The sequence below is a fragment of the Campylobacter sp. CS_NA3 genome (genome assembly GCF_027797495.1).
In the GTDB taxonomy this organism is placed as follows: domain Bacteria; phylum Campylobacterota; class Campylobacteria; order Campylobacterales; family Campylobacteraceae; genus Campylobacter_B.
In genome coordinates, this window is record NZ_CP115609.1 from 1,301,868 (window position 1) to 1,322,386 (window position 20,519).

Genomic DNA, 20,519 nt, shown 5'->3' on the forward strand with positions numbered 1-20,519 from the left:
AAAATGAAATGTTTAGCACTTTTTAGCGGCGGGTTAGATTCTATGTTAGCGATAAAAATTATCAGCGATCTTGGTATTAGCGTAACTGCGCTTCACTTTAACATAGGTTTTGGCGGAAAAGAAGATAAAAGCGAGATTATGAAAAAAAGGGCGAACCAAGCAGGTGGCGAATTTAAGCTAGTCGATGTGCGAAACGAATATCTCCAAAAGGTGCTTTTTAGCCCAAAATACGGCTACGGAAAGCATTTTAATCCTTGCATTGATTGTCATGGATTTATGCTAAAAACGGCTTTATCTATGCTAGAAAGCGAAGAAGCAAATTTTATCATCACAGGCGAAGTGGTCGGGCAACGCCCGATGAGTCAGCGAAGTGCTGCGTTAAATCAGGTTTTAAGCGTGAGTGGCGACACGGAAAATCTCATTTTGCGACCACTTTGCGCCAAACTTTTAAAGCCAAGCATAGCTGAAATCAACGGCTGGATCGATAGAGAAAAACTGCTTGACATTAGCGGTCGTGGTAGGACGCGTCAAATGGAGCTTGCTAAAATTTATGGTTTTAGCGACTATGAAACGCCGGGCGGTGGGTGTTTGCTGACGATTGAAAGTTTTGCCGAAAAAATAAGAGATATGATTAAATTTGAAAAAATCGAGACTTCGAAAGATACCGAAATTCTTAAATTCGGTCGCCATTTACGCTTAGAAAATGGCGCAAAAATGGTTGTCGGAAAAGATGAAACCGATAACGAAAAATTGCGTCAAATCGCAAATGAAAAATTTACCGAGATTAAAATTCCATTGATTGGTGCTTGTAGTTTGATAAGCAAAAATGCTAATGAAGCCGACTTGCAAACGGCAGCAAAAATCGCTTTAACTTACGCTAAAAGCGAATTTGGCAAAGAATATGAAGTGCAAATCGATGAAAAAAAATTCACCGCAACGCCGTTAAAAAGCAAAGATGAAATCAAAAAATATTTTGTAGGCTAAATTTGCGAATTTGAAATTTATATTTTTTAACGGATAAAAACATCGTATCCGTTTTCGATTTTTTCGATACTTAAATTTCCTTCTTTTGTGCCGATTTCGATTGTGTAAAATCCGTCATTTCTGGTAACATTTATATCGCTAAAACCGCCTTTATTGACGCGAAAGCTAACCTTTGAAAGTGGTATTTCCATACGAAAAAACTCAGCTTTTAAAACGCCGTTTTTAAAGGAATTTGATTTTATCGAGTCTTGCGTTACTAGGCGAATACTACGATTTTTGATGATAAATTTAAGCTCGTCATCAAATTTCAAAGTCTCAATCGGAAGTTCAAATTGTGGCGTGATAAGCGAACTAACGGCACTTGTGGCACTATTTTCTTTTAAATTTGGATCTTTTGAAGTAACTGAAACATCGATTGCTTTTGATAAATTCGGTCTTTCGCGACTTACGACGCTAAAATCGTGTTGCCAGTTTATGGTTTTATTTATTTCTAAAATTTTCTCGTTTAATGCGCCCGTGCCATCTGTATAGCGAACGATGATTTGATTTAAAATCGCTGCATCGCTTGGCATATTAAAATTTAAATTTTCAAATATTTCTAAATTTGGCTTGTTTAAAATAGCCGTCTGGTTTGTTTCGTTTTTATCCAAATTTGCCAAATTTGAAGTTAAATTTGCAGGAAGCGGAATTTTGTAATTTGTAAGATTAAATTCGCTCTTGTTATTTTCTAAATTTGATGAATTTTTTTCGCTTTTAACGGTGTTTTGCGATTTTTTTGGTGTTTTTAAATTTGGCACGGTACCAGCAAAAGCTAAATTTAAAAAAACCAAAAAAACACTAAATTTGAAAATTTTTTTCATTTTGCAAAATCCGGATCAAGCGATTTTCGCTCCAAATAGTTGCGTTGAAGCTCGGCATTTTCTTTTTTTAGGCGTTCGGTGTCTTGGTATAAAAACGCCTTTTCCTTTTGCAAATCCCGCAAAACTTCAAATGAGCGTTTGCCAAAAAGTGCATCGCCGATAAAAATTCCGATAAAAATGACAAAAATAGCTAGTAGCAAAAACACAAAAATTTGTTTAAACGGAGCTAAAATATCTCTATCTAGCCCCGTTTCGATTTCGTCTAAAATTTCGTCTTCGCGTGAAATTTCGCTCAATTTTTAGCCCAAAAATTAAAGTTTATTGCCTAAAAATTCATCGGTTTCCACTTCGATTTCAAGCAAGCGATTATATTTTGCGTTTCGCTCGCTTCTTGAAGTAGCGCCCGTTTTGATTTCACCCGTATTTAACGCGACCGCAAAATCAGCGATAAACGCATCTTCGCTCTCGCCGCTTCTGTGGCTCATAATGCAGCGATAGCCGTTGCGTTGCGCTAGGCGCACGGTTTGCATGGTTTGGCTTACAGAGCCGATTTGATTTGGTTTAATCAAAATCGCATTTGCCACGCCTTTTTTGATACCTTCTAGCAAAATTTTCTCATTTGTTACAAACAAATCATCGCCCACGAGTTGCACTTTTTTGCCAAGGCGCTCGGTTAGCTTTTTCCAGCCGTCCCAGTCATCTTCGCTTAGACCATCTTCGATTGAGAAAATTGGGTATTTTTCGCACAAATTCGCGTAGTATTCGATTAGCTCTTCGCTTGTGAATTCTCTGCCTTCTAATTTGTATTTTCCGTCCTCGTAAAGCTCGCTAGAAGCGACATCTAGGGCGATTTTAATTTGTTCTCCTGCTTTGTAACCAGCTTTTTCGATTGCACTCATAATGATTTTAATCGGCTCTTCGTTGTCTTTTAAATTTGGTGCGAAACCGCCTTCATCGCCCACGGCTGTGCTATGCCCTGCGTCATTTAGGATTTTCTTTAAAGTTTGATAAATCTCAGCTGCTGCTCTTAGAGCCTCGCTAAAACTATCAAAACCAAACGGCATAATCATAAATTCTTGGAAATCCACGCTATTGTTTGCGTGTGCGCCGCCGTTTATGATATTAAACATAGGCACAGGCAAAATACTAGCGTTAGCCCCACCCAAATAGCGATATAATGGGATATTTAGGCTTTTTGCAGCTGCTCTTGCTACAGCCATAGAAACGCCTAAAACCGCATTTGCACCTAAATTTGAGTAGTTTTCGGTGCCGTCGATTTCAAGCATAATATCATCAATCTCTTTTTGATTAAACGGGCTTAAACCAACTATAACTTCGGCGATAGCTTCGTTTACATTTGTAACTGCCTTTAAAACGCCCTTTCCGCCAAATCGTTCGTCCTTATCTCTAAGCTCTAAGGCTTCTCTTTTGCCTGTGCTTGCGCCACTTGGGACTGTGGCACTTGCAACCGTGCCATCACTTAGCTCGACAGTAGCTCTAACTGTCGGATTTCCCCTGCTATCAAGCACTTCTTGTGCATAAACATTTTCAATAAATACCATTATTCATCTCCGTTATCTGAATTTTCATCGTCCCCGTTAGCAGACATTATGTTTGTTCCGCCGATTTGGGCTTTGATTGCGTTTAAGATTTCTTCTCTAACTTCTTTGTTTTCTTTTAAGAAAGCCTTTGAATTTTCTCTGCCTTGACCTAGTTTTGTATCTTTGTAGCTAAACCACGCGCCGCTTTTATCGACAATGTCAAGCTTAACACCATAATCGATTATCTCGCCTTCGCTGCTGATTCCTTCGCCAAACATAACATCAAATTCTGCCACTTTAAACGGCGGAGCGACCTTGTTTTTAACCACTTTTGCCTTAACTCTATTTCCGATAGATTCTTCGTTTTGTTTAAGTGTAGCGATTTTTCTTATGTCAATTCGCACAGAAGCGTAAAATTTAAGCGCATTTCCGCCTGTGGTGGTCTCTGGCGAACCATATCCCATTTGACCGATTTTCATACGAATTTGGTTGATGAAAATCACCGTCGTTCCCATTTTATGCACGACGCCTGTTAGTTTGCGAAGCGCTTGGCTCATAAGTCTTGCTTGAAGTCCCACATGCGTATCGCCCATATCGCCTTCGATTTCGGTTTTTGGCGTAAGGGCCGCCACGCTATCAACGACAATTAAATCAATCGCACCGCTTCTAGCAAGAGTTTCGACAATATCAAGAGCTTGTTCGCCAAAATCAGGTTGGCTCACATATAAATTGTCGGTATCAACGCCCAAATTCGCAGCATATTTTACATCAAGAGCATGTTCTGCATCGACAAAAGCGCAAATTCCACCTGCCTTTTGGCACTCTGCGATGATATGAAGCGTAAGAGTAGTTTTACCTGAGCTTTCAGGTCCATAAACTTCGACAATGCGACCTTTTGGAACGCCGCCTATGCCAAGAGCGATGTCTAAGCCGACAGAACCTGTCGAAATAGAATCAATGGGCTCAACTTGTTTGTCGCCAAGCCTAACCAAAGTGCCTTTGCCAAACGCTTTGTCAATCGATTTTAGCGCGGCATCTAATGTTTTTTTCTTGTTTTCGTCCATGCCTTACCTTTAAAAAATTTCTCATCATTTTACCAAAAAATATCTTAAAAAATTTAGCTAGATTTAGCTATTATTATGCAAAAAATTTATAAAGGTTTGAATTTGAAAAACATTAGCGTTGCTCACTCGCCCGATGCGGACGATATTTTTATGTATATGGCGATTAAATTTGGCTGGATTGGTTCTTCGTGGCTGAGATTTTCTAACCACGCAGACGATATTCAAACGCTAAATTTGGCAAGTCTTGCTGGGACTTACGATGTTTGTGCTATCTCTTTTGCATTGTATCCAAAAATTTATGAAAATTACGCTCTTTTGCGAACTGCGGTTAGTTTTGGAGAGGGTTACGGTCCGAAACTTATAAAAAAAATTGGCACGAAATTAAAACCGAATTTCAAAGTCGCCCTAAGTGGCGAACACACGACAAATGCGATGATTTTTCGCATTGCTTACCCAAACGCTAGGATTGTGTATAAAAATTTCTTAGAGATCGAAAACGCCGTGCTTAGTGGCGAAGTCGATGCTGGGGTGCTGATACACGAGAGCATTTTGGATTTTTCTAGTGATTTGTGCGTAGAGCGCGAAATTTGGGACATTTGGAGCGAGTTAAACGGCGAAAATTTACCGCTTCCGCTTGGCGGTATGGCGCTTCGCAGATCGCTGCCACTAACTGATGCCATAGAGTGTGAAAGGGTGCTGACTGACGCCGTGCGGGTCGCTCACGCAAATAAATCTTTGCTTTCAAAAATGCTGATTGAGCGAGATTTGGTGCGAGTTGATGATAAAAAACTTGAAATTTATCTAGGACTGTATGCAAACGAAAATTCGATTACGATGAACGAAACGCAACTAAAAGCGGTGCAAAAGCTTTTTGATTTGGGCTTTTTGCATGGATTTTACGCTGAGCAAATTTGTGCGAGAGATATGCTGATACCGAGCGAGTATAAAGAAATTAGGAATTTGTAAAAATTAATTCCCCGAACTTGAACGGATTAAGGCACAAATTTAGGTAATTCCTACGCTCATTACCGACATAGGTAACTTCGCTTGAAATTACCTAAATTTGTGCCTTACTGCGCCTATTTCGTCTTGAATATTTTTTGTGAAATTAAACAAATTTGCGAAATCGTCGGCATTTGGTTATCAAAATTTAAGTTGAGTTTTTCGTCATTCTGAGCGAAGCGAAGAATCTCAATTCAATCTGCCATTGCGAGAATTTTTATGTAGCAAAAATCTTGTTAGCAAATTTTAAAATATTGTATAATAACGCAAAAACTTAAGGTATCATTGTGGCAAAAATTTATAAAGAAATTGACTTTTCAAAATATAGTTCGGTGAAAATCGGTGGCGTGGAAAAAGTTGAAATTTTAGGCGTTAATAGCGAATTTAGCGGCTTTGTAGTGGGTGGAGCAAATAATCTTTTAATCTCGCCAAATCCGCCACAATTAGGAATTTTAAGCGATAAATTTGATTTTATTTCATTTGACGGCGACACGCTAAAAATCGGCGCAAAAACAAAAAGCGCTAAAATTTACAACTTCGCAAAACAGCAAAATCTTGCAAATTTCGAGTTTTTAAAAAATATTCCCGGCACACTTGGCGGTATAATAACGATGAACGCTGGACTTATGGGCTTTGAAATTAGTCAAAATTTGCTAAGCGTTCGCACAAACAAGGGCGAATTTGACAAAGACGAGTTAAATTTCGCCTATCGCCACAGCGAAATAAAGGGCATTATTTTGGAAGCGAAATTTAGAGTTTCGCACGGATTTAACGCCCTTTTAAGCGATGAAATCGCAAAAAAACGAGCAAATCAGCCGCGTGGTGCAAGTTTTGGAAGCTGTTTTAAAAATCCAAATGGCGAAAGTGCCGGTAGGCTCATCGAAGCTGTGGGTTTAAAGGGCTTTCGTGTCGGTGGGTGCGGATTTAGCGAAATCCACGCAAATTTTCTTATCAATTATGGAGACGGCAAATTTGATGAAGCAATCACCCTTATAAATCTAGCCAAAAAGCGAGTTTATGAGCAATTTGGCATAAATTTGCAAGAAGAAGTGGTGATTTTGTGAATATTTTATTGATTTTGCAAATTTAAGCGAAACAAAAAAAAAAAAAACGATATTATTGCTAAAATATTTTTAAAGGATTTTATATGAAAATATTATTAGCTACTCTATCTTTGATAGCGTTAATTTCATTTAGCGGTTGTGGTGCAAAAGGTGCTTATTTTAGTCATTTTGAAACTCCAAGCCAACATAATTCCCTTGTTTATGTTTATCGCACACCGGCATTTGCCGCAGGTGGTAGGTCGTATGATGTTGTCATTGAAATAGACGGAATTAGCAAACCTATGGGAACTATGAAAAACGGCGGCTATTTTAAACAAGAAGTTTCAGCAAATAGCAAAGTGCGTGTTTTGGTTCCTTCTTTTCCTTTCCAACACGCCGAATTTGAAACAAAAGCTGGGGAGACATATTGTGTAAAAACAGGTTACGATATACACCCATTTAGTTTTCAAGAAAATTCTTTCATAGTTATGGCAGTGGATAAAGAAACTTGCCAAAATGAAATTTATCAAACGCAAGAGAATTAAAAAATAATCAAATGCCTTTAAATAGGCATTTGATTTATAAATATCAATCGCTACTTCTAAATCTAAACTGCCCCTTTTTCAGCACTGTGGCGAGATTTGAAACCGAGAGTATCCAGCGATTTTCGATAATATTTTTCAAAAAAGCAGCCGCTTCGCCCTTTAAATTCACGCCATACGCCACGCCAACACCGTCAGTATGCCCGATAGCGCAAACCGTTCCCCTGTGAATAAAGTGAAATTTTTCATTTAAGGGCTTATTTTGCGAGATTTTTATCAAATTTTTAGCGCAATACTCGCCCATTTGCGAAGCCAGTTGAGCCGTCGGGGCATGGATTATGTCGCGTTCGTTGGCGATGGCGCTATCGCCGATGACGAAAACTTCGGGCTTATCTGGCATTTGCAAAAATTCATTTACTTCCACACGGCTATTTTTGTTTGGAATTTGCGAATTTTTTATCAGCTCATTTCCTAAAACCCCGGCGCTCCAAACAACCGTATTTGCCTGAATTTTCTCCTGTTTTTCACCACTTTTTACCATTACGCCGTCTTTCATGCATTCTACGACATCGCCACGAACTAGCGTAACGCCGATTTTACGCAGTTTATCTTCGGCAACACGGCTTAATTTTTCATCAAACATCGGCAAAATTCTATCCCCCCTACCGATAAGATAAATTTTGACTAAATTCCTATCGATTCCGCAAATTTTGCAAAGGTTATCTGCCTGTTTTGCAAACTCAGCAGCAAATTCAACGCCAGTAAAACCACTACCGCAAACCGCCACGCTAAGGTCATCTAAATCGCCTTTAAATGGGAAATCTTTAAAATTTACTTCTAAATTTTTACGAATTTTTAGGGCTGAATTTATGGACTGAATTTTATGTGCGTATTCGCTAACACCCTTAATACCGAAATCGTTCGGTCTAAATCCAACGCAAACTACCAAATAATCGTATTCATAAACGCCACGCACACACTCGACACGACGATTTTGCAAATCAATCTTGTTTGCAATATCTTTGATAAATTCGACCCTTTTTAGCAAATTTCGATAAAAAATTCGCGCTTTTCGTGCGCTATAAGTTCCGCTTGCGACCTTGTGAAGCAAGGTAGTTTGGTAGTGGTAGTCGTGGCGGCTTATCAAAGTTACGCTAAATTCATCGTTTTTTAGCTTTTTTTCTAGCGTAACGGCGCATTTTAGCCCTGCATAACCACCACCTAAAATCAAAATTTTTTTCATTTTTTGCCTTGATTTATAAATTCGGAGCAATTATATCTTTAAAATAATTACAAAATGAAGTGATTTTGAAAATAGAAATTTTATTTAAATCTGTTTTAAGAATTTGCAGTAATAAATTTGTCTGTCCGAGTTTGACACGCAAAAAAGCTAGGCTGAACTCAATTTCAACTAAACAACTTATGCCGACGATTTCGTGCGTTTTGCAGTAAATTTCAAGCGAGATAAGGCTTGTTGCCTATCGAGCTTGAAATTTACAAACATCGCACGAAAGCTAGGCTCGTTTCAATTACAAATTCAAATTCTCAAAGTCGCAGGTTGGATTGATTTGTAGGGCATTATACTCGCTAAATTCGCCCCGTTCAAATTTCACTAACCCAGCACGAGCAATCATAGCAGCATTATCAGAACAAAATTTCAAAGGTGCAAGAAGTAAATTTGAGCCATAAATTTGGCATAAATTCTCAATCTCTTCGCGTAAAAATAAATTCGCACTAGCCCCGCCCACAACGGAAAAATTTGTAAATTTATGCTCTTTAAAAATTAATTTTAATTTATCCATAATATGCAAAATCGCCGTTTTTTCAAAACTCGCCGAAATATCACAAATATCAGCTAAATTTAGCTCTAAATTCGGTGAAAAACCCAAAATTTCATCTAAATTTGGTAAATTTTCGCTTTGAATTTTGTCTAAATTTGCATTTTGTTTTAGTTTTTCTATTTGGGTGCGAACTTGATTTTTAAGCCCTGAAAAGCTGTATTCTAGGCGATTTTTATCTTTAATAGGAATTGTAAATTTAAATCTATTTTCATCTCCAAATTTGGCTAATTTTTCAATAGTAGCCCCGCCCGGGTAGCCTAAATTCATCATCTTAGCAACCTTATCAAAACTTTCGCCAAAACTATCATCGGTAGTGGTCGCTAAAATCGTGGCTTTGCCGAATTTATCGATATTTAAAACAAGCGTATGTCCACCGCTAACGAGCAAAACGCCAAGCGGAAAAACAGCCTTGCTTTCGATAAAAAGCGAATAAATATGCCCTACAAGGTGATTTACGCCGATAAGTGGCACTCTAAGAGCGATAGCAAGGGCTTTTGCCATGCTAACGCCGCCGACTAAACTCACCGAAAGCCCCGGTTCATTTGTAACGGCGATTGCTTTTATTTGCGAAAAATAGGGTTTAATTTCGTCCAAAAGTGCAGGAAGTGCCGCCGTGTGGAGCCTTGCAGCCAGTTCAGGCACAACTCCGCCAAATTTAGAGTGTTCGCATTCTTGCGAAATTTTTTTATGATAAATCAGCTTTAAACTTGCCGAATCCAAAAGAGCAACCGAACTATCATCGCAGCTGCTCTCAATCCCTAAAATCATTTTTCTTCTTCGCCTTTTAGTTGCTCGTAGTCTAAATCTTGCAATTTTTCGGTTTTTGGCAAAACCAAATTTAAAACCACGCCGACAATCGCCCCTAGACCAATTCCGCTAAATTTGGCATAAGAAAAATCCAAAACTAGCCCACCTATGGAAACAACTAAAATAAGCGAGATGATTACCATATTTCGCGGATTTGCCAAATCGACTTTGGCTTTAATCATCGATTCCATACCCACAGAAGCGATAATACCAAACAACAAAATCATAATTCCGCCGATTACCGGAACAGGAATTGTAGCGATAAATGCGCCGATTTTACCGACAAAAGCCAACAAAATCGCAGTTATAGCCGTCCAAGTCATAATGGCAGGATTAAAAGCTTTTGTTAGGCGAACCGCGCCCGTTACTTCGCTATAAGTCGTATTTGGCGGACCACCAAAACACGCAGCCGCCGTTGTCGCTAAACCATCGCCTAAGAGCGTGTTTTTTAGCCCCGGATTTTTTAGAAAATTTTCTTTTGTAACATTACTGATTGCTAAAATATCGCCGATATGCTCGATTGTAGGGGCGATTGCGATTGGAAGCATATATAAAATCGCATTTAGATTAAAGCTAGGAGCCGTGAAATTTGGCACAGAAAACCAACTAGCTTTTGCGATCGGCGAAAAATCGACAATCCCAAAAAATAGCGAAGCTATGTATCCCACAAAAATGCCTGATAGTATCGGAATAAGCTTAATAATGCCTTTTCCAAACATTATAGCTATAATCGTCGCAACGAGCGAAATTCCCGCAACTATGAGCGCAGTTGTTTCCGGTATCGCATCAATCCCTTTTGCAGTTGCCATATTTACGGCTGTCGGGCTTAAAATAAGACCAATCGCCATGATAACAGGACCCACGACAACGGGCGGTAAAAGCTTATGGATAAAGCCTTCGCCTTTAAATCGCACGACAAAACTCAAAATCACATACAAAAGTCCGGCTGCCATAAGTCCGCCCATAGTCGCGCTCATACCCCAATGCGACACGCTAAAAGTAATGGGTGCAATAAACGCAAACGAACTAGCCAAAAATATCGGCACGACTTGTTTGCGAGTGCAAATTTGAAAAACAAGCGTTCCAATCCCTGCCGTAAAAAGCGCGACATTTGTATCAAGTCCCGTTAAAATCGGCACCAAAACAAGCGCACCAAACGCAACAAATAAAAACTGAACGCCTAAAAGTGAATCTTTTAGACGAAAATTATAACCCTCATATCGCTCCGACATTTAGTTTCCTTTTAACTCATTTTTCGCGAATTCTCGCACTTTTTTATCAATCTCGCAAAGCTCTTGCACCGAATTTGGCTTAACTTCACCAAATTTATCCAAACTTTTAAAAACAATCTTTGAAATATCTGTAAATTTACACTTTGAATTTAAAAACTTCTCAACTCCGATTTCATTTGAAGCATTTATTATGACGCCTAAATCAGGGTTGTTTAGCAACTCATCTTTAAGCGAAAAAATCGGATATTTTTTTAGGCTTATTTTTTTAAATTTGATTTTTGCTAGCTCGCATAAATTTAGGGGCTTTAAAATTTGCTCTTTTACTCTGCCACAAATCGCCCACGCAATGGCTAGTTTCATATCGGCTCTGCTTAAATGCGCCGTAGTCGAGCCGTCAATAAAATTTATTAAGGCATGAACCATAGAAGTGCGTTCTATCACAGCTTCGACGCTTTTTACGCCGTAAAGATGATACGCTTCGATAATCTCAAAAAGCTTGTTTGCCATTGTGGCGCTATCGATTGTGATTTTTGCGCCCATATCCCAGTTTGGGTGTTTTAGTGCCATTTGTGGCGTTACCAAATTTAGGGCTTTAACGGGCGTTTGATAAAACGCTCCGCCGCTTGCTGTGATGATTAAATTTGCTACTTTTGTGGGATTTTCAAGCAAAAATTTCAAGCCAAAATGTTCGCTATCAATCGCTCTAATCTCTTTTGTTTTTAAAAATTTACCCCCGACTACCAAGCTTTCTTTGTTTGCAAGAGCTAAGGTTTTGCCTAAACTTTGCGTTTTTACGCTTGGGCGTAGTCCGGCAAAACCCACAAGAGCGTTTATGACAAATTTGCTCTCACACATTTCAAGCATTTCTAAAATGCCGTCCGCTCCACAAAAAACCTTGTCGTGAGTGATTAAATTTTTTAAATTTTCATCGCCGATACAGACGAATTTTGGCCTGAATTCGGCGATTTGAGCGTTTAATAATTTATAATTTTTATTACAACTTAACGCTTCTACTTTGATACCGAATTTTCGTGCAAGTTCGAGCGAATTTCGCCCGATACTGCCGGTGGAGCCAAGAACTATCATCTTACCAAGAATAAATCAAAAACATCGCAATCGCGCCAAACATATACCCGTCAATTCTATCTAAAACACCGCCATGACCCGGGAAGATCGTTCCGCTGTCTTTGACATTTGCTCTGCGTTTTAAATAGCTTTCAAACAAATCGCCAAATACGCCAAAAACAGAAACCACGATAGTGGTCGCTAAAATTTCTTTGACTTCTAAATTCGTAAAAATTTTAGCATAAATAAAGCTTACAACAAGCGCAAAAACAAATCCGCCGATAACGCCTTCGAGCGTTTTATTTGGGGAGCTTTTACTAAATTCGATACGCCCAAACGCTTTTCCGACAAAATACGCACCGCTATCACTAGCAATAACGATAAAAATCATCCAAACAAAATAAAAAATTCCCAAATCGCTATAAAGCCCAAACATAATAAAAATCGGCACACAAGGGTAGATGAAAGGAAGTAAAATTTTCATCGTTGGATACTTGGTAAAAGCTATAATCGAAGCGACAGAGATGACCATTAAAACGCTTAATTTTATAGAAGCCGAAAACGGCTCTTCAAGCGTCAAAAAGGGCATTACGGCAAAAAAACCAAGCGCAACCAAAACCAAATATTTGCTCTCTTTTTTTAGTTTGTAAATTTTTACGCTCTCAAAGAACGCACAAACAAGCATTGCCGCAAAAATCAAAAAATTTAAAACAAAATTATTTATCCAAATTAAAGCAACAAAAACCGCAAGTAAAATAAGCCCCGTCGTTAGTCTCTCTTTCATTTTCACTCCTAAAAATTTGCAAAATTATATAAAAAACTTGCTTATTTAGGGCTTTAAAACGGCTATTGTTTTGAAATTTACATAATGCACAAACGAGCCTTTCACGGGGCTTACATTTAGGCGTTTTGTGTAATCTACAAGATAATTTCCGCTCTTTTTTACGCTAAAATTCACGCAAATTTTAGCTGCGAATTCGCAAATTTCATCATTTAGGTTTTGTTTGTTTGTTTGGACGATGACATGCGCACTTGGAATATCTTTTAAATGAAACCAAAAGTCGTTTTTTGCGCTGTTTTTTAACAAAAATTCATTGCCTTTTTCATTTTTTCCGACACTTATTTTAAATTCGCCGATATAAAAGTTCTGCACAAATTCAGCGTTTTTTTCCTTTAAATTTGCGCTAATTCGCTTTTTTGGAAGCAAAATTTCAAGCTCTTCGCATGTTTTTGCGTTTGTGATTAAATTTTTTAAATTTTCATAAAATTCGATTTTTTCGTTTAAATTTTCGCTTTGTTTATGCGAATTTGCGGCTTTTTGACGCATTTTTTTGGCATCGTTAAAAAATTCGTTCATCGCTATTTTTGGCGAATTTTCTAGCTTAAATTCCACGCTTTTGCCGTTTTCATCTCGCAAAGAAAATTCCCTTTGATAATCTTTTAAATTATATAAATTCGCAGATAAAATTTGCCCACGATAAGCCAAATTTTCGGCATCTCGCAAAAGCTCGTCAGCTTTTGGCACAGACACCAAATTTGCATTTAAAACTTCTAATTTTTTATCAATTTGCATTAATTTTGAATTTTTAGTTTGGACTAAATTTTGCGAATTTAGCTTTTCAAATTCGCTCACAAAAAATTCATCGAAATTTTCTATTGTAACTGCTTCTTTTTCTTTTATTTTAGTTGGCGGTAGTGGCGTCAAAACCCGCCCCACACGGATACTTCTAATATCATTATCCAAATGCCTAAGCGCTTCGAGTATTACGCCATTTTCATCAGTTATTATCACATTTGTAAAACGCCCTGTAAATTCAAAATATAAATTTGAGATAAACGCCTTGTAACTTGCTTTTAGCTCAGTTTTGATATGTAAAATTCGGTTATTTTCAGGAACACTTATTTGCACGATTTTTGATTTTACAAGCCGTTTGGCTAAAACCCCGTCAAATGGTGCTTTATAAATTTTATTTTCCACGAAAGAGCCGTTTTTATGGATATTACAGGCAGTTTTATTCATATCAAAAAACAGCTCATAACTATCAAAGCTTAGCTTAAAAAGGTTGTCGCCGACACGCTTTATGTGGCTAAGCATCTTAAATTTTTGTAAAAATTCGCAAATTTGGATTAGGTGTTGGTATTTCATAAACGCTATTTTAGCAAAAATTCAGTAAAATCAGCTAAAAATTTTTCAAGGATCACTATGAAACAAACAATTACGGAAAAAATTTTTAGCGAACATGTGGGCGAGGCGGTCAGTGCAGGGCAAATCGTAGAAAGCTCTATCGATATGGTCATCGGCAACGACATCACAACGCCGATTTCGATAAAGCAGTTTGAGCTAAGCGGCGCAAAGGCTTTGGCAAATCCAGACGGCTTTGCGATTGTAATGGATCACTATATTCCTACAAAGGACATTTTAAGCGCAAATCAAGCCAAAATTTCACGCGAATTTGCCTACAAACACAACCTAAAAAACTATTTTGACGAAAAAGATATGGGAATAGAACACGCCCTAATGCCTGAAAAAGGGCTAGTCGTACCCGGCGATGTCATCATCGGTGCCGACTCGCATACCTGCACGCACGGCGCACTTGGGGCGTTTTCTACCGGTATGGGAAGCACGGATTTAGCTTATGCGATGATTACGGGCAAAAACTGGTTTAAGGTGCCAGAAAGCATAAAGGTTGTTTTCAAAGGCAAACCGGGCGCACACATTTACGGCAAGGATTTGATACTTGAAGTTATCCGCCAAATCGGCGTTGATGGTGCGTTATATAAGGCTTTGGAATTCACAGGTGAAGCAATTTCATACCTTGATATGGATAGCAGATTTTCACTTTGCAATATGGCTATCGAAGCAGGTGCTAAAAGCGGAATCGTCGCCTGTGATGAGATAACAAAAGAATTTTTGGCAGGACGAACGCTACGAAGCAAGCCAAAATTTCACTACTCAGACGATGGCGCAAAATACGATAAAATCATCGAAATCGACACGGCGAATTTAGACCCGGTTATTGCTTATCCTTTCTTGCCAAGCAACGGCAAAAGCGTGAGAGAAGCGGTAAAAGACGACCTAGCAGTAGATCAAGCTTTTATCGGAAGTTGCACAAACGGGCGACTAAGCGACCTGCGAATTGCTGCTGGGATTTTAAAAGGCAAAAGAGTTGCTAAAAAAACAAGGCTCATCATCACACCTGCAACGCAAAAAATCGCCCGTGCAGCGTGGGCGGAAGGGCTAATGGACATTTTCATCGACGCAGGGGCCGTTGTGAGTAACCCAACCTGTGGAGCGTGTCTAGGTGGATATATGGGGATTTTAGGCGAACACGAACGCTGTATAAGCACGACAAATCGCAACTTCGTCGGTCGCATGGGCGATCGCACAAGCGAAGTTTATCTAGCAAATTCTGCCGTCGTGGCTGCATCTGCAATCGCAGGAAAAATCGTAGATCCAAGAGATTTGTAAAATTTGGAAAAACTATGCAAAATCACGCAAATTTTAGCCTTAAATTGCCGATTTGCGTGATTTTATGTGGCGGGAAAAGCTCTCGTATGGGGCAAGATAAAACGCTTATGGAATTTGGCGAATTTAGCGATTTGACGCATTTTCAATTTGCCAAAATGAGTGAGATTTTTAAGAGCGTTTTTATCTCGGCAAAGTCGCAAAAATTCGACCCGCCGCTTCCTGTTTTAACGGACGAATTTAGTGAATTTTCGCCAATGGGGGCGGTTTATAGCATTTTAAAAAATTTTAAAGATAGCAAAGTTTTTATAATCCCTTGTGATATGCCGTTTGTGGAAATTTCTACCATTTATGAACTTTACGAAAATGTGGGAAACTGCGATATTTGCGTGGCTAGTGATGAATTTAGGCAGCATAATTTATGTGGATTTTTCGATACTTCTGTCGCCACTACTGCACTTAAATTTTATAAACGAAAGAACCACAAAATCGCAAATTTGCTAAATTCGGTCAAATGTAAAGCCGTCAAATTTGCAAATTCCGAACAATTTCATAACATAAATGATAAATTTGATTACGAAAAAGCAGTTTCGCTTTTAAAAAAGGAAATTTGATGAAAAAGGCTATTTTTGGGCTTTTGGCGATATTTTGTATTTTGAGTGCAAATGAAAATTTGCTTGAACTTTATCAAAAAGCTAACGAATTTGAAAAAAACGGCGAAATACAAAACGCAATGCAAATTTATAAAAAAATCGCCGAAATATCGCTAAATTTAGAGCAAAATTCGCAAATTCAAACTACTCAAAATCCACAAAATTCGTCAAATTTAAATCCGCAAAGTATCGTGGAAAATTCGCCAAATTTAGAGATTTCAGAGAATTTGCAAAATTCGGCAAATTCAGAGCAAAACGAGCTATTTTTGGGGCTTAAAGCTTACGAGCCGATTTATGTGCTTTGGACGCACGATTTTAAGAGTAAAGAAGATCGCAGAAGAAACGAACTAAAATTTAGTTTTAGCCTTGAACGCCCTATGCTTTACGATTTTTTCGGGCTTGATGAAAAAATTTCACTTGCATACACGCAAACTTCGTGGTGGCAAGTAACGCAAGATTCTATGCCGTTTCGCGAGAGCAACTATCAGCCCGAAATTTTCATGCAAATACCGATTTCATCGCTTGATTTCATAGAGTATGCAAAATTTGGGCTAATGCACGAATCAAACGGCAAGGACGGGGCAAATTCTCGCTCGTGGAACAAGGCTTATGCTGAGACTTCGCTAAATTTTGGCAACCTTAGCATAACGCCACGCATTTGGCATAGCTTTTATTTTGACGCCACAAACGACGACATACGCCGATATATGGGGCATGGCGAGCTAAAACTTAGCTATGATTATGCTAGACAAAACTTTGCTTTAAAACTTAGAAATAATCTTAAATTTAACGCTGATAATAAAGGCGCTGTGCAGTTTGATTGGTTTTTTCCGATATTTAATAGCGGATTTTACGGCTATTTGCAGTATTTTAGCGGATACGGCGAAAGCCTAGCTGACTACAACCGCCATGTCGATAAAATCGGACTTGGAGTTGCATTTAGGCAGTGAATTTATTGGCGTAAATTCCTGCTAAAAACGCACAAATCGCGATATTTATCGCAACACTTAGACCAAAAACCGCCACAGCCGAAGTCCCGCTAAAACTAAGAGCAAAAAATGAAACCATGCTAGTAAGAGCCGCAACGCTTATGCCAAAGGTTTTTTTGGCTGTTTGAAGGTGCGAATTTAACGCAAAAATCATATAATCAACCCCCACAGCTCCTGCTAAAATCAGCCCAAAAATCACAAAAATATTGATAGAAAAACCAAAAATACTAAGGATAAAAATGGTAATTAAATTTGATAAAAATACCGCTGTAACGATATTTGCGCTGATTTTTAATCCGAAAAAATAACACAAAAGTGCAAAGGCTAAGGCGTAAGCGATGATTTTAAGGTAAATCGCATTTATCTTAATGTTTAAAAATGCCGAATTTGCGCTATCTTTGAAGCTCAAATACGCTCCGCCGTCTGCTAAAATAGCATTTTTTAACGCGATTTTATCTTTTATGTCGTATAAAAAAACGATATTTTTGCCATCTATTTGCAAATTTTTTAAATTTAAAAAAAGCGATGAATTTAAAACTTCATTTCGCGTGAAGACCCGCGAATTTGCGAGTTTATCAAGCTCTTTTTGAACTAAATTTGGATTTATGCCTTTCATTAAATCCGCATTGGAATTTGCAAAAATTTGAATTATTTTTTCTTGTGTTTTTGGACTTTGGATAAATTTTTCCGCACTCAAATACGAGCCGATGACTCCGCTAGAAACGAGCATATTTGGCACATTTGAGCCACTATCTAAAACCGCCAAATCATAGCTTTGAGAGCTTAGCGCGGATAGTTTAGCACTCATTTGCAAAAGCGTTTTATCCATACTAGAATACTCGCTAATATCGTCTTTAAAAACGGCAAAATTATACAAAAATAGCGTTAAAATCGTTATGCAAACGAGATTAAATTTCAAATTTACGAATTTAAATTTAGCAGAGAATTTAATCAAAATTTGCAAAAATTTATCCCAAATTTTAGAGCTTTTAAATTCGCAATTATCAAAAATTTCAGGCAACATAAAATAAGAAAACAAAAACGCTCCCAAAAGCGCAAATATCGCAAATACAGCGATTTGCAAAAGCAAATCAAACGACGAAAACAAAAATACAGCATATCCCCCGGCGGTAATAAAAAAGCCTAACAAAAAGATTTTTTTCATATCTTTTATGCTCTGTTTTTTTACCAGCGAATTTGCATTTGAGCCAAGCCAATGTGCGCTAAAATCGAGCATTAGTCCGATTAAGCTAGTCGAAATCACCACGCTTATGCTATGAACACTCTCAAAAAACAAAAATAACGCAAACACCCCGCTAACTAGCCCAAAAGCCACTACGCCGACAACGGCAAAAATTCTAGCGTTTTTAAAAGCCAAAAATAGCAAAATAGCGCAGATTATCAGCGAAAAACTTCCCATAAATGCACTTTCAAATTTAGCCGAATTTTTCCCAAGCGCCGAGTAAATCGCACCGCCGCTTATGATAATTTCGCTATTTTTTGCGATTTGGGTTAAATTTAAAAGCACATTTTCATCATAAATTTGCTCTAATTTTGCTTTGGCAAAATAGTATTTTTGATTTTCAATCTCGCCGTAAAAGCGGTTTTCGCTCATATCGAATTTAATCCCGCCACCGCCTTTTAAAATCTCTGAGTGAAGAGTCAATGAAAAAAAATCCTGCGAAGCGCTTAACGGCTTAAATTTATTGAAAAAATCCGCCTGACTTCGCGCAAAAAAGGCAGTGGCGTTGTTTTCGAGTAAATTTACGCTCTCATCGTCTAAAAGCGCGATTTTGTAAATTTCAAGCTCTTTTTGATAATCTTTTATCGAATTTATCTTATATAAAATTTCGCTAAAAATCCCGCTATTTTCGCACTCTGCGATAAAATTTTCAAATTTCATTTTATCGTTTGAAGCAAAAATTATCTCATCTCTTAAACTCTCGTTTAGGTTGGTAAAAATTTCCTTGCTCTCTTTATCAAATCCAATTAAGCCGTAAATATCGGAATTTATTTTGCCCAAATTCAAAGCGATAAAAACGCTCATTATGGCGAAAGTTACGGCAAAAACGGCTTTATTTAACATCGCTAAACAAAGTCCTTGTTTCATCGCCCTGCGCGTTAGTAATGGCGATTTCTCGCACCGTTTCGCCACCTTTTATGATAATGTTTTTAAAAATTTCTTTAAAAAGCGTCCCTTTTGGGCTTAAATTTAGCTCCCACGCGCCACTTTCGCCACTTAGTGAAATGTCAAAATCTTTTTGCAAAACGCTAAAATCCAAAGAAAAAATCGCCAAAAAAAGCTCTTTATCCATGAGTGAGTTTTTTTGCAGTTCCCATTTGCCGTTTTCTAGGCTAAAAATGCCATTTTGTGCGATTTTAACGCTACTTTCGAGCGGTTCTTTTATATGCCAAATAAGCTCTTTGTTTTTTATTTCAAACTCACCACTACTTTTAATCGGCTCGTCAAATCCGCCCAAAATCATCTCTTCGTTAAATTTACCGCTTATGTTGTCGGTTTTGAGATTTAACTCGCCCACTTCCAAGCCAAAAACCAAACCGCAAAATGCCAAAAACGAAAGCAAAATTCTCATTTTATTCCTTGATAATAAAAAAATTTATTAATTTTACTATAACTCATAAAATAAATATTGCTAAATTTTGCAAAAGTGCCATTTTGGGTCAAATTTCTTTTAAAATTTAAAATTTCCAGCTAACGCAATCTTGGATACTGCGCCGAAATTTTAGTTGTAGTGTGGTAAGTTGCCTAGCGAAAATTTGGTAACCTTATGATGGGCAAGGATGCCCACCCTACGAAGCTTTGCCATAGTTTGATTTTGAAATACAGCGTGGATTTTCGACACTGACCGAATTTAAATTTGATTGTAGAATTTTGGAATTCGGAAGCATAGAAGCGTTTAGCGTGGTAGAAAAACCAAAAATTATGGCGATGAATAAATTTGTGAATTTATTTGGTTCCATCGATACTGCCTTTTTGATTTTTGAATTTGATATTTTTCAAATTTAATTTATTTTTTGGTTTATCAAATTTAACTTTTTTGCCTTTTGGTTTTTTGGGTTTTTTGCGTTGTGGTTCGTTTGGAGTAAATTTCTCAGGTCGCAAAGCATAGATTATCACAGCAAAAGTAGAAATCCAGCTAAAAATGCAAAGATAAATTAAATAGCCGTCTGATTTATAGATTGTAAATTTTATAAGAAAAAAGCAAACAGCAAAACACAAAGCAAGAAAAGCAATATCTATTTTTAAAATTCTAGAATTATCACATTTTTTATACATTAAAATAGATTGTTTAATAATTTTGGCACTAAAAAATATTATAGGCATTCCGATAACATATAAAACAATCCAAGAAATTGCTGGATATTGAATGGCAAGGTAAATTACAAAATCTACAATTCTATATTGAAA

The 20,519-nt window shown here is 37.7% G+C and carries 21 protein-coding genes; 7 read left to right on the plus strand and 14 right to left on the minus strand.

The window, feature by feature from the left end:
- The first annotated feature begins 3 nt into the window (after positions 1 to 3).
- Positions 4 to 984, plus strand: coding sequence for a 7-cyano-7-deazaguanine synthase (locus PF026_RS06495; protein ID WP_270870397.1), 981 nt, complete (start codon positions 4 to 6; stop codon positions 982 to 984).
- A gap of 26 nt (positions 985 to 1,010) precedes the next feature.
- Here PF026_RS06495 and PF026_RS06500 read toward each other — a convergent pair whose 3' ends face one another.
- The 4 genes from PF026_RS06500 to recA are packed head-to-tail and all read right to left on the minus strand — an operon-like array spanning position 1,011 to position 4,449.
- Positions 1,011 to 1,844: a hypothetical protein gene (locus PF026_RS06500; protein ID WP_270863690.1), complete on the minus strand. Its 834-nt coding sequence runs from the start codon at positions 1,842 to 1,844 to the stop codon at positions 1,011 to 1,013.
- On the minus strand, positions 1,841 to 2,140 hold the full coding sequence (locus PF026_RS06505) for a hypothetical protein (RefSeq protein ID WP_270863691.1): 300 nt from the start codon (positions 2,138 to 2,140) through the stop codon (positions 1,841 to 1,843). The genes PF026_RS06500 and PF026_RS06505 overlap by 4 nt, the downstream gene beginning before the upstream one ends.
- Before the next feature lie 15 nt (positions 2,141 to 2,155).
- Entirely contained in the window at positions 2,156 to 3,406 is a 1,251-nt protein-coding gene (gene eno / locus PF026_RS06510) for a phosphopyruvate hydratase (protein ID WP_270870396.1), read from the minus strand.
- Positions 3,406 to 4,449 (minus strand): recombinase RecA, encoded by a 1,044-nt coding sequence (recA, locus tag PF026_RS06515; RefSeq protein WP_270863693.1) that lies wholly within the window; start codon positions 4,447 to 4,449, stop codon positions 3,406 to 3,408. Before recA ends, eno begins: the two co-directional genes overlap by 1 nt.
- 75 nt (positions 4,450 to 4,524) lie before the next feature.
- On the opposite strand from recA, the gene PF026_RS06520 reads away from it, so the two are divergent.
- The 3 genes from PF026_RS06520 to PF026_RS06530 all read left to right on the plus strand — a co-directional run bounded on the left by PF026_RS06520 (position 4,525) and on the right by PF026_RS06530 (position 7,039).
- Positions 4,525 to 5,415: a menaquinone biosynthesis family protein gene (locus PF026_RS06520; protein ID WP_270863694.1), complete on the plus strand. Its 891-nt coding sequence runs from the start codon at positions 4,525 to 4,527 to the stop codon at positions 5,413 to 5,415.
- Between the two features lie 332 nt (positions 5,416 to 5,747).
- A complete protein-coding gene (locus tag PF026_RS06525; protein ID WP_270863738.1) occupies positions 5,748 to 6,515 on the plus strand; it encodes a UDP-N-acetylmuramate dehydrogenase in 768 nt (255 codons plus the stop codon).
- A gap of 83 nt (positions 6,516 to 6,598) precedes the next feature.
- Positions 6,599 to 7,039, plus strand: a complete 441-nt coding sequence (locus tag PF026_RS06530; RefSeq protein ID WP_270863695.1) for a hypothetical protein — start codon at positions 6,599 to 6,601, stop codon at positions 7,037 to 7,039.
- Between the two features lie 43 nt (positions 7,040 to 7,082).
- Here PF026_RS06530 and PF026_RS06535 read toward each other — a convergent pair whose 3' ends face one another.
- From PF026_RS06535 to PF026_RS06560, 6 genes are all read right to left on the minus strand, one after another.
- Positions 7,083 to 8,279, minus strand: a complete 1,197-nt coding sequence (locus tag PF026_RS06535) for an NAD(P)/FAD-dependent oxidoreductase (RefSeq protein ID WP_270863696.1) — start codon at positions 8,277 to 8,279, stop codon at positions 7,083 to 7,085.
- 286 nt (positions 8,280 to 8,565) lie between these two features.
- Positions 8,566 to 9,645, minus strand: a complete 1,080-nt coding sequence (tsaD, locus tag PF026_RS06540; RefSeq protein ID WP_270863697.1) for a tRNA (adenosine(37)-N6)-threonylcarbamoyltransferase complex transferase subunit TsaD — start codon at positions 9,643 to 9,645, stop codon at positions 8,566 to 8,568.
- The gene (locus PF026_RS06545) at positions 9,642 to 10,916 is read right to left on the minus strand and encodes a uracil-xanthine permease family protein (protein WP_270863698.1); all 1,275 of its coding nucleotides are present in this window, start codon (positions 10,914 to 10,916) and stop codon (positions 9,642 to 9,644) included. Before PF026_RS06545 ends, tsaD begins: the two co-directional genes overlap by 4 nt.
- Entirely contained in the window at positions 10,917 to 12,002 is a 1,086-nt protein-coding gene (gene dxr, locus PF026_RS06550; protein ID WP_270863699.1) for a 1-deoxy-D-xylulose-5-phosphate reductoisomerase, read from the minus strand.
- A 1-nt stretch (position 12,003) separates the two neighbouring features.
- Complete coding sequence (locus PF026_RS06555) at positions 12,004 to 12,765, minus strand: phosphatidate cytidylyltransferase (protein ID WP_270863700.1); 762 nt, start codon at positions 12,763 to 12,765, stop codon at positions 12,004 to 12,006.
- A 45-nt stretch (positions 12,766 to 12,810) separates the two neighbouring features.
- Positions 12,811 to 14,127 carry an NFACT RNA binding domain-containing protein gene (locus tag PF026_RS06560; protein WP_270863701.1) on the minus strand — a complete coding sequence of 439 codons (1,317 nt, stop codon included), beginning with the start codon at positions 14,125 to 14,127 and terminating at the stop codon, positions 12,811 to 12,813.
- Between the two features lie 57 nt (positions 14,128 to 14,184).
- Here PF026_RS06560 and PF026_RS06565 point away from each other — a divergent pair, with 57 nt between their 5' ends.
- Genes PF026_RS06565 through PF026_RS06575 form a run of 3 tightly spaced genes read left to right on the plus strand, consistent with a single transcriptional unit; the run spans position 14,185 to position 17,050 of the window.
- Positions 14,185 to 15,450 (plus strand): 3-isopropylmalate dehydratase large subunit, encoded by a 1,266-nt coding sequence (locus PF026_RS06565; RefSeq protein ID WP_270863702.1) that lies wholly within the window; start codon positions 14,185 to 14,187, stop codon positions 15,448 to 15,450.
- Positions 15,451 to 15,464: 14 nt separating this feature from the next.
- Positions 15,465 to 16,061 carry a molybdenum cofactor guanylyltransferase gene (locus tag PF026_RS06570; protein WP_270863703.1) on the plus strand — a complete coding sequence of 199 codons (597 nt, stop codon included), beginning with the start codon at positions 15,465 to 15,467 and terminating at the stop codon, positions 16,059 to 16,061.
- Positions 16,061 to 17,050: a phospholipase A gene (locus tag PF026_RS06575; RefSeq protein ID WP_270863704.1), complete on the plus strand. Its 990-nt coding sequence runs from the start codon at positions 16,061 to 16,063 to the stop codon at positions 17,048 to 17,050. The genes PF026_RS06570 and PF026_RS06575 overlap by 1 nt, the downstream gene beginning before the upstream one ends.
- Here PF026_RS06575 and PF026_RS06580 read toward each other — a convergent pair.
- The 4 genes from PF026_RS06580 to PF026_RS06595 all read right to left on the minus strand — a co-directional run bounded on the left by PF026_RS06580 (position 17,040) and on the right by PF026_RS06595 (position 20,387).
- Positions 17,040 to 19,199, minus strand: a complete 2,160-nt coding sequence (locus PF026_RS06580) for a hypothetical protein (protein WP_270863705.1) — start codon at positions 19,197 to 19,199, stop codon at positions 17,040 to 17,042. The two genes, PF026_RS06575 and PF026_RS06580, sit on opposite strands and share 11 nt — an antisense overlap.
- Complete coding sequence (locus PF026_RS06585) at positions 19,165 to 19,683, minus strand: LolA family protein (protein WP_270863706.1); 519 nt, start codon at positions 19,681 to 19,683, stop codon at positions 19,165 to 19,167. Before PF026_RS06585 ends, PF026_RS06580 begins: the two co-directional genes overlap by 35 nt.
- Before the next feature lie 217 nt (positions 19,684 to 19,900).
- Complete coding sequence (locus PF026_RS06590; protein WP_270863707.1) at positions 19,901 to 20,071, minus strand: hypothetical protein; 171 nt, start codon at positions 20,069 to 20,071, stop codon at positions 19,901 to 19,903.
- Positions 20,058 to 20,387, minus strand: a complete 330-nt coding sequence (locus PF026_RS06595; protein WP_270863708.1) for a hypothetical protein — start codon at positions 20,385 to 20,387, stop codon at positions 20,058 to 20,060. The genes PF026_RS06590 and PF026_RS06595 overlap by 14 nt, the downstream gene beginning before the upstream one ends.
- Between the last annotated feature and the right edge of the window lie 132 nt (positions 20,388 to 20,519).

Coding starts and splice junctions, on each gene's coding strand:
- PF026_RS06495 (WP_270870397.1), top strand. CDS start 4: ATGAAATGTTTAGCACTTTTTAGCGGCGGGTTAGATTCTATGTTAGCG.
- PF026_RS06500 (WP_270863690.1), bottom strand. CDS start 1,844: ATGAAAAAAATTTTCAAATTTAGTGTTTTTTTGGTTTTTTTAAATTTA.
- eno (WP_270870396.1), bottom strand. CDS start 3,406: ATGGTATTTATTGAAAATGTTTATGCACAAGAAGTGCTTGATAGCAGG.
- recA (WP_270863693.1), bottom strand. CDS start 4,449: ATGGACGAAAACAAGAAAAAAACATTAGATGCCGCGCTAAAATCGATT.
- PF026_RS06520 (WP_270863694.1), top strand. CDS start 4,525: ATGCAAAAAATTTATAAAGGTTTGAATTTGAAAAACATTAGCGTTGCT.
- PF026_RS06530 (WP_270863695.1), top strand. CDS start 6,599: ATGAAAATATTATTAGCTACTCTATCTTTGATAGCGTTAATTTCATTT.
- PF026_RS06535 (WP_270863696.1), bottom strand. CDS start 8,279: ATGAAAAAAATTTTGATTTTAGGTGGTGGTTATGCAGGGCTAAAATGC.
- tsaD (WP_270863697.1), bottom strand. CDS start 9,645: ATGATTTTAGGGATTGAGAGCAGCTGCGATGATAGTTCGGTTGCTCTT.
- PF026_RS06545 (WP_270863698.1), bottom strand. CDS start 10,916: ATGTCGGAGCGATATGAGGGTTATAATTTTCGTCTAAAAGATTCACTT.
- dxr (WP_270863699.1), bottom strand. CDS start 12,002: ATGATAGTTCTTGGCTCCACCGGCAGTATCGGGCGAAATTCGCTCGAA.
- PF026_RS06555 (WP_270863700.1), bottom strand. CDS start 12,765: ATGAAAGAGAGACTAACGACGGGGCTTATTTTACTTGCGGTTTTTGTT.
- PF026_RS06560 (WP_270863701.1), bottom strand. CDS start 14,127: ATGAAATACCAACACCTAATCCAAATTTGCGAATTTTTACAAAAATTT.
- PF026_RS06565 (WP_270863702.1), top strand. CDS start 14,185: ATGAAACAAACAATTACGGAAAAAATTTTTAGCGAACATGTGGGCGAG.
- PF026_RS06570 (WP_270863703.1), top strand. CDS start 15,465: ATGCAAAATCACGCAAATTTTAGCCTTAAATTGCCGATTTGCGTGATT.
- PF026_RS06575 (WP_270863704.1), top strand. CDS start 16,061: ATGAAAAAGGCTATTTTTGGGCTTTTGGCGATATTTTGTATTTTGAGT.
- PF026_RS06580 (WP_270863705.1), bottom strand. CDS start 19,199: ATGAAACAAGGACTTTGTTTAGCGATGTTAAATAAAGCCGTTTTTGCC.
- PF026_RS06585 (WP_270863706.1), bottom strand. CDS start 19,683: ATGAGAATTTTGCTTTCGTTTTTGGCATTTTGCGGTTTGGTTTTTGGC.
- PF026_RS06590 (WP_270863707.1), bottom strand. CDS start 20,071: ATGGAACCAAATAAATTCACAAATTTATTCATCGCCATAATTTTTGGT.
- PF026_RS06595 (WP_270863708.1), bottom strand. CDS start 20,387: ATGTATAAAAAATGTGATAATTCTAGAATTTTAAAAATAGATATTGCT.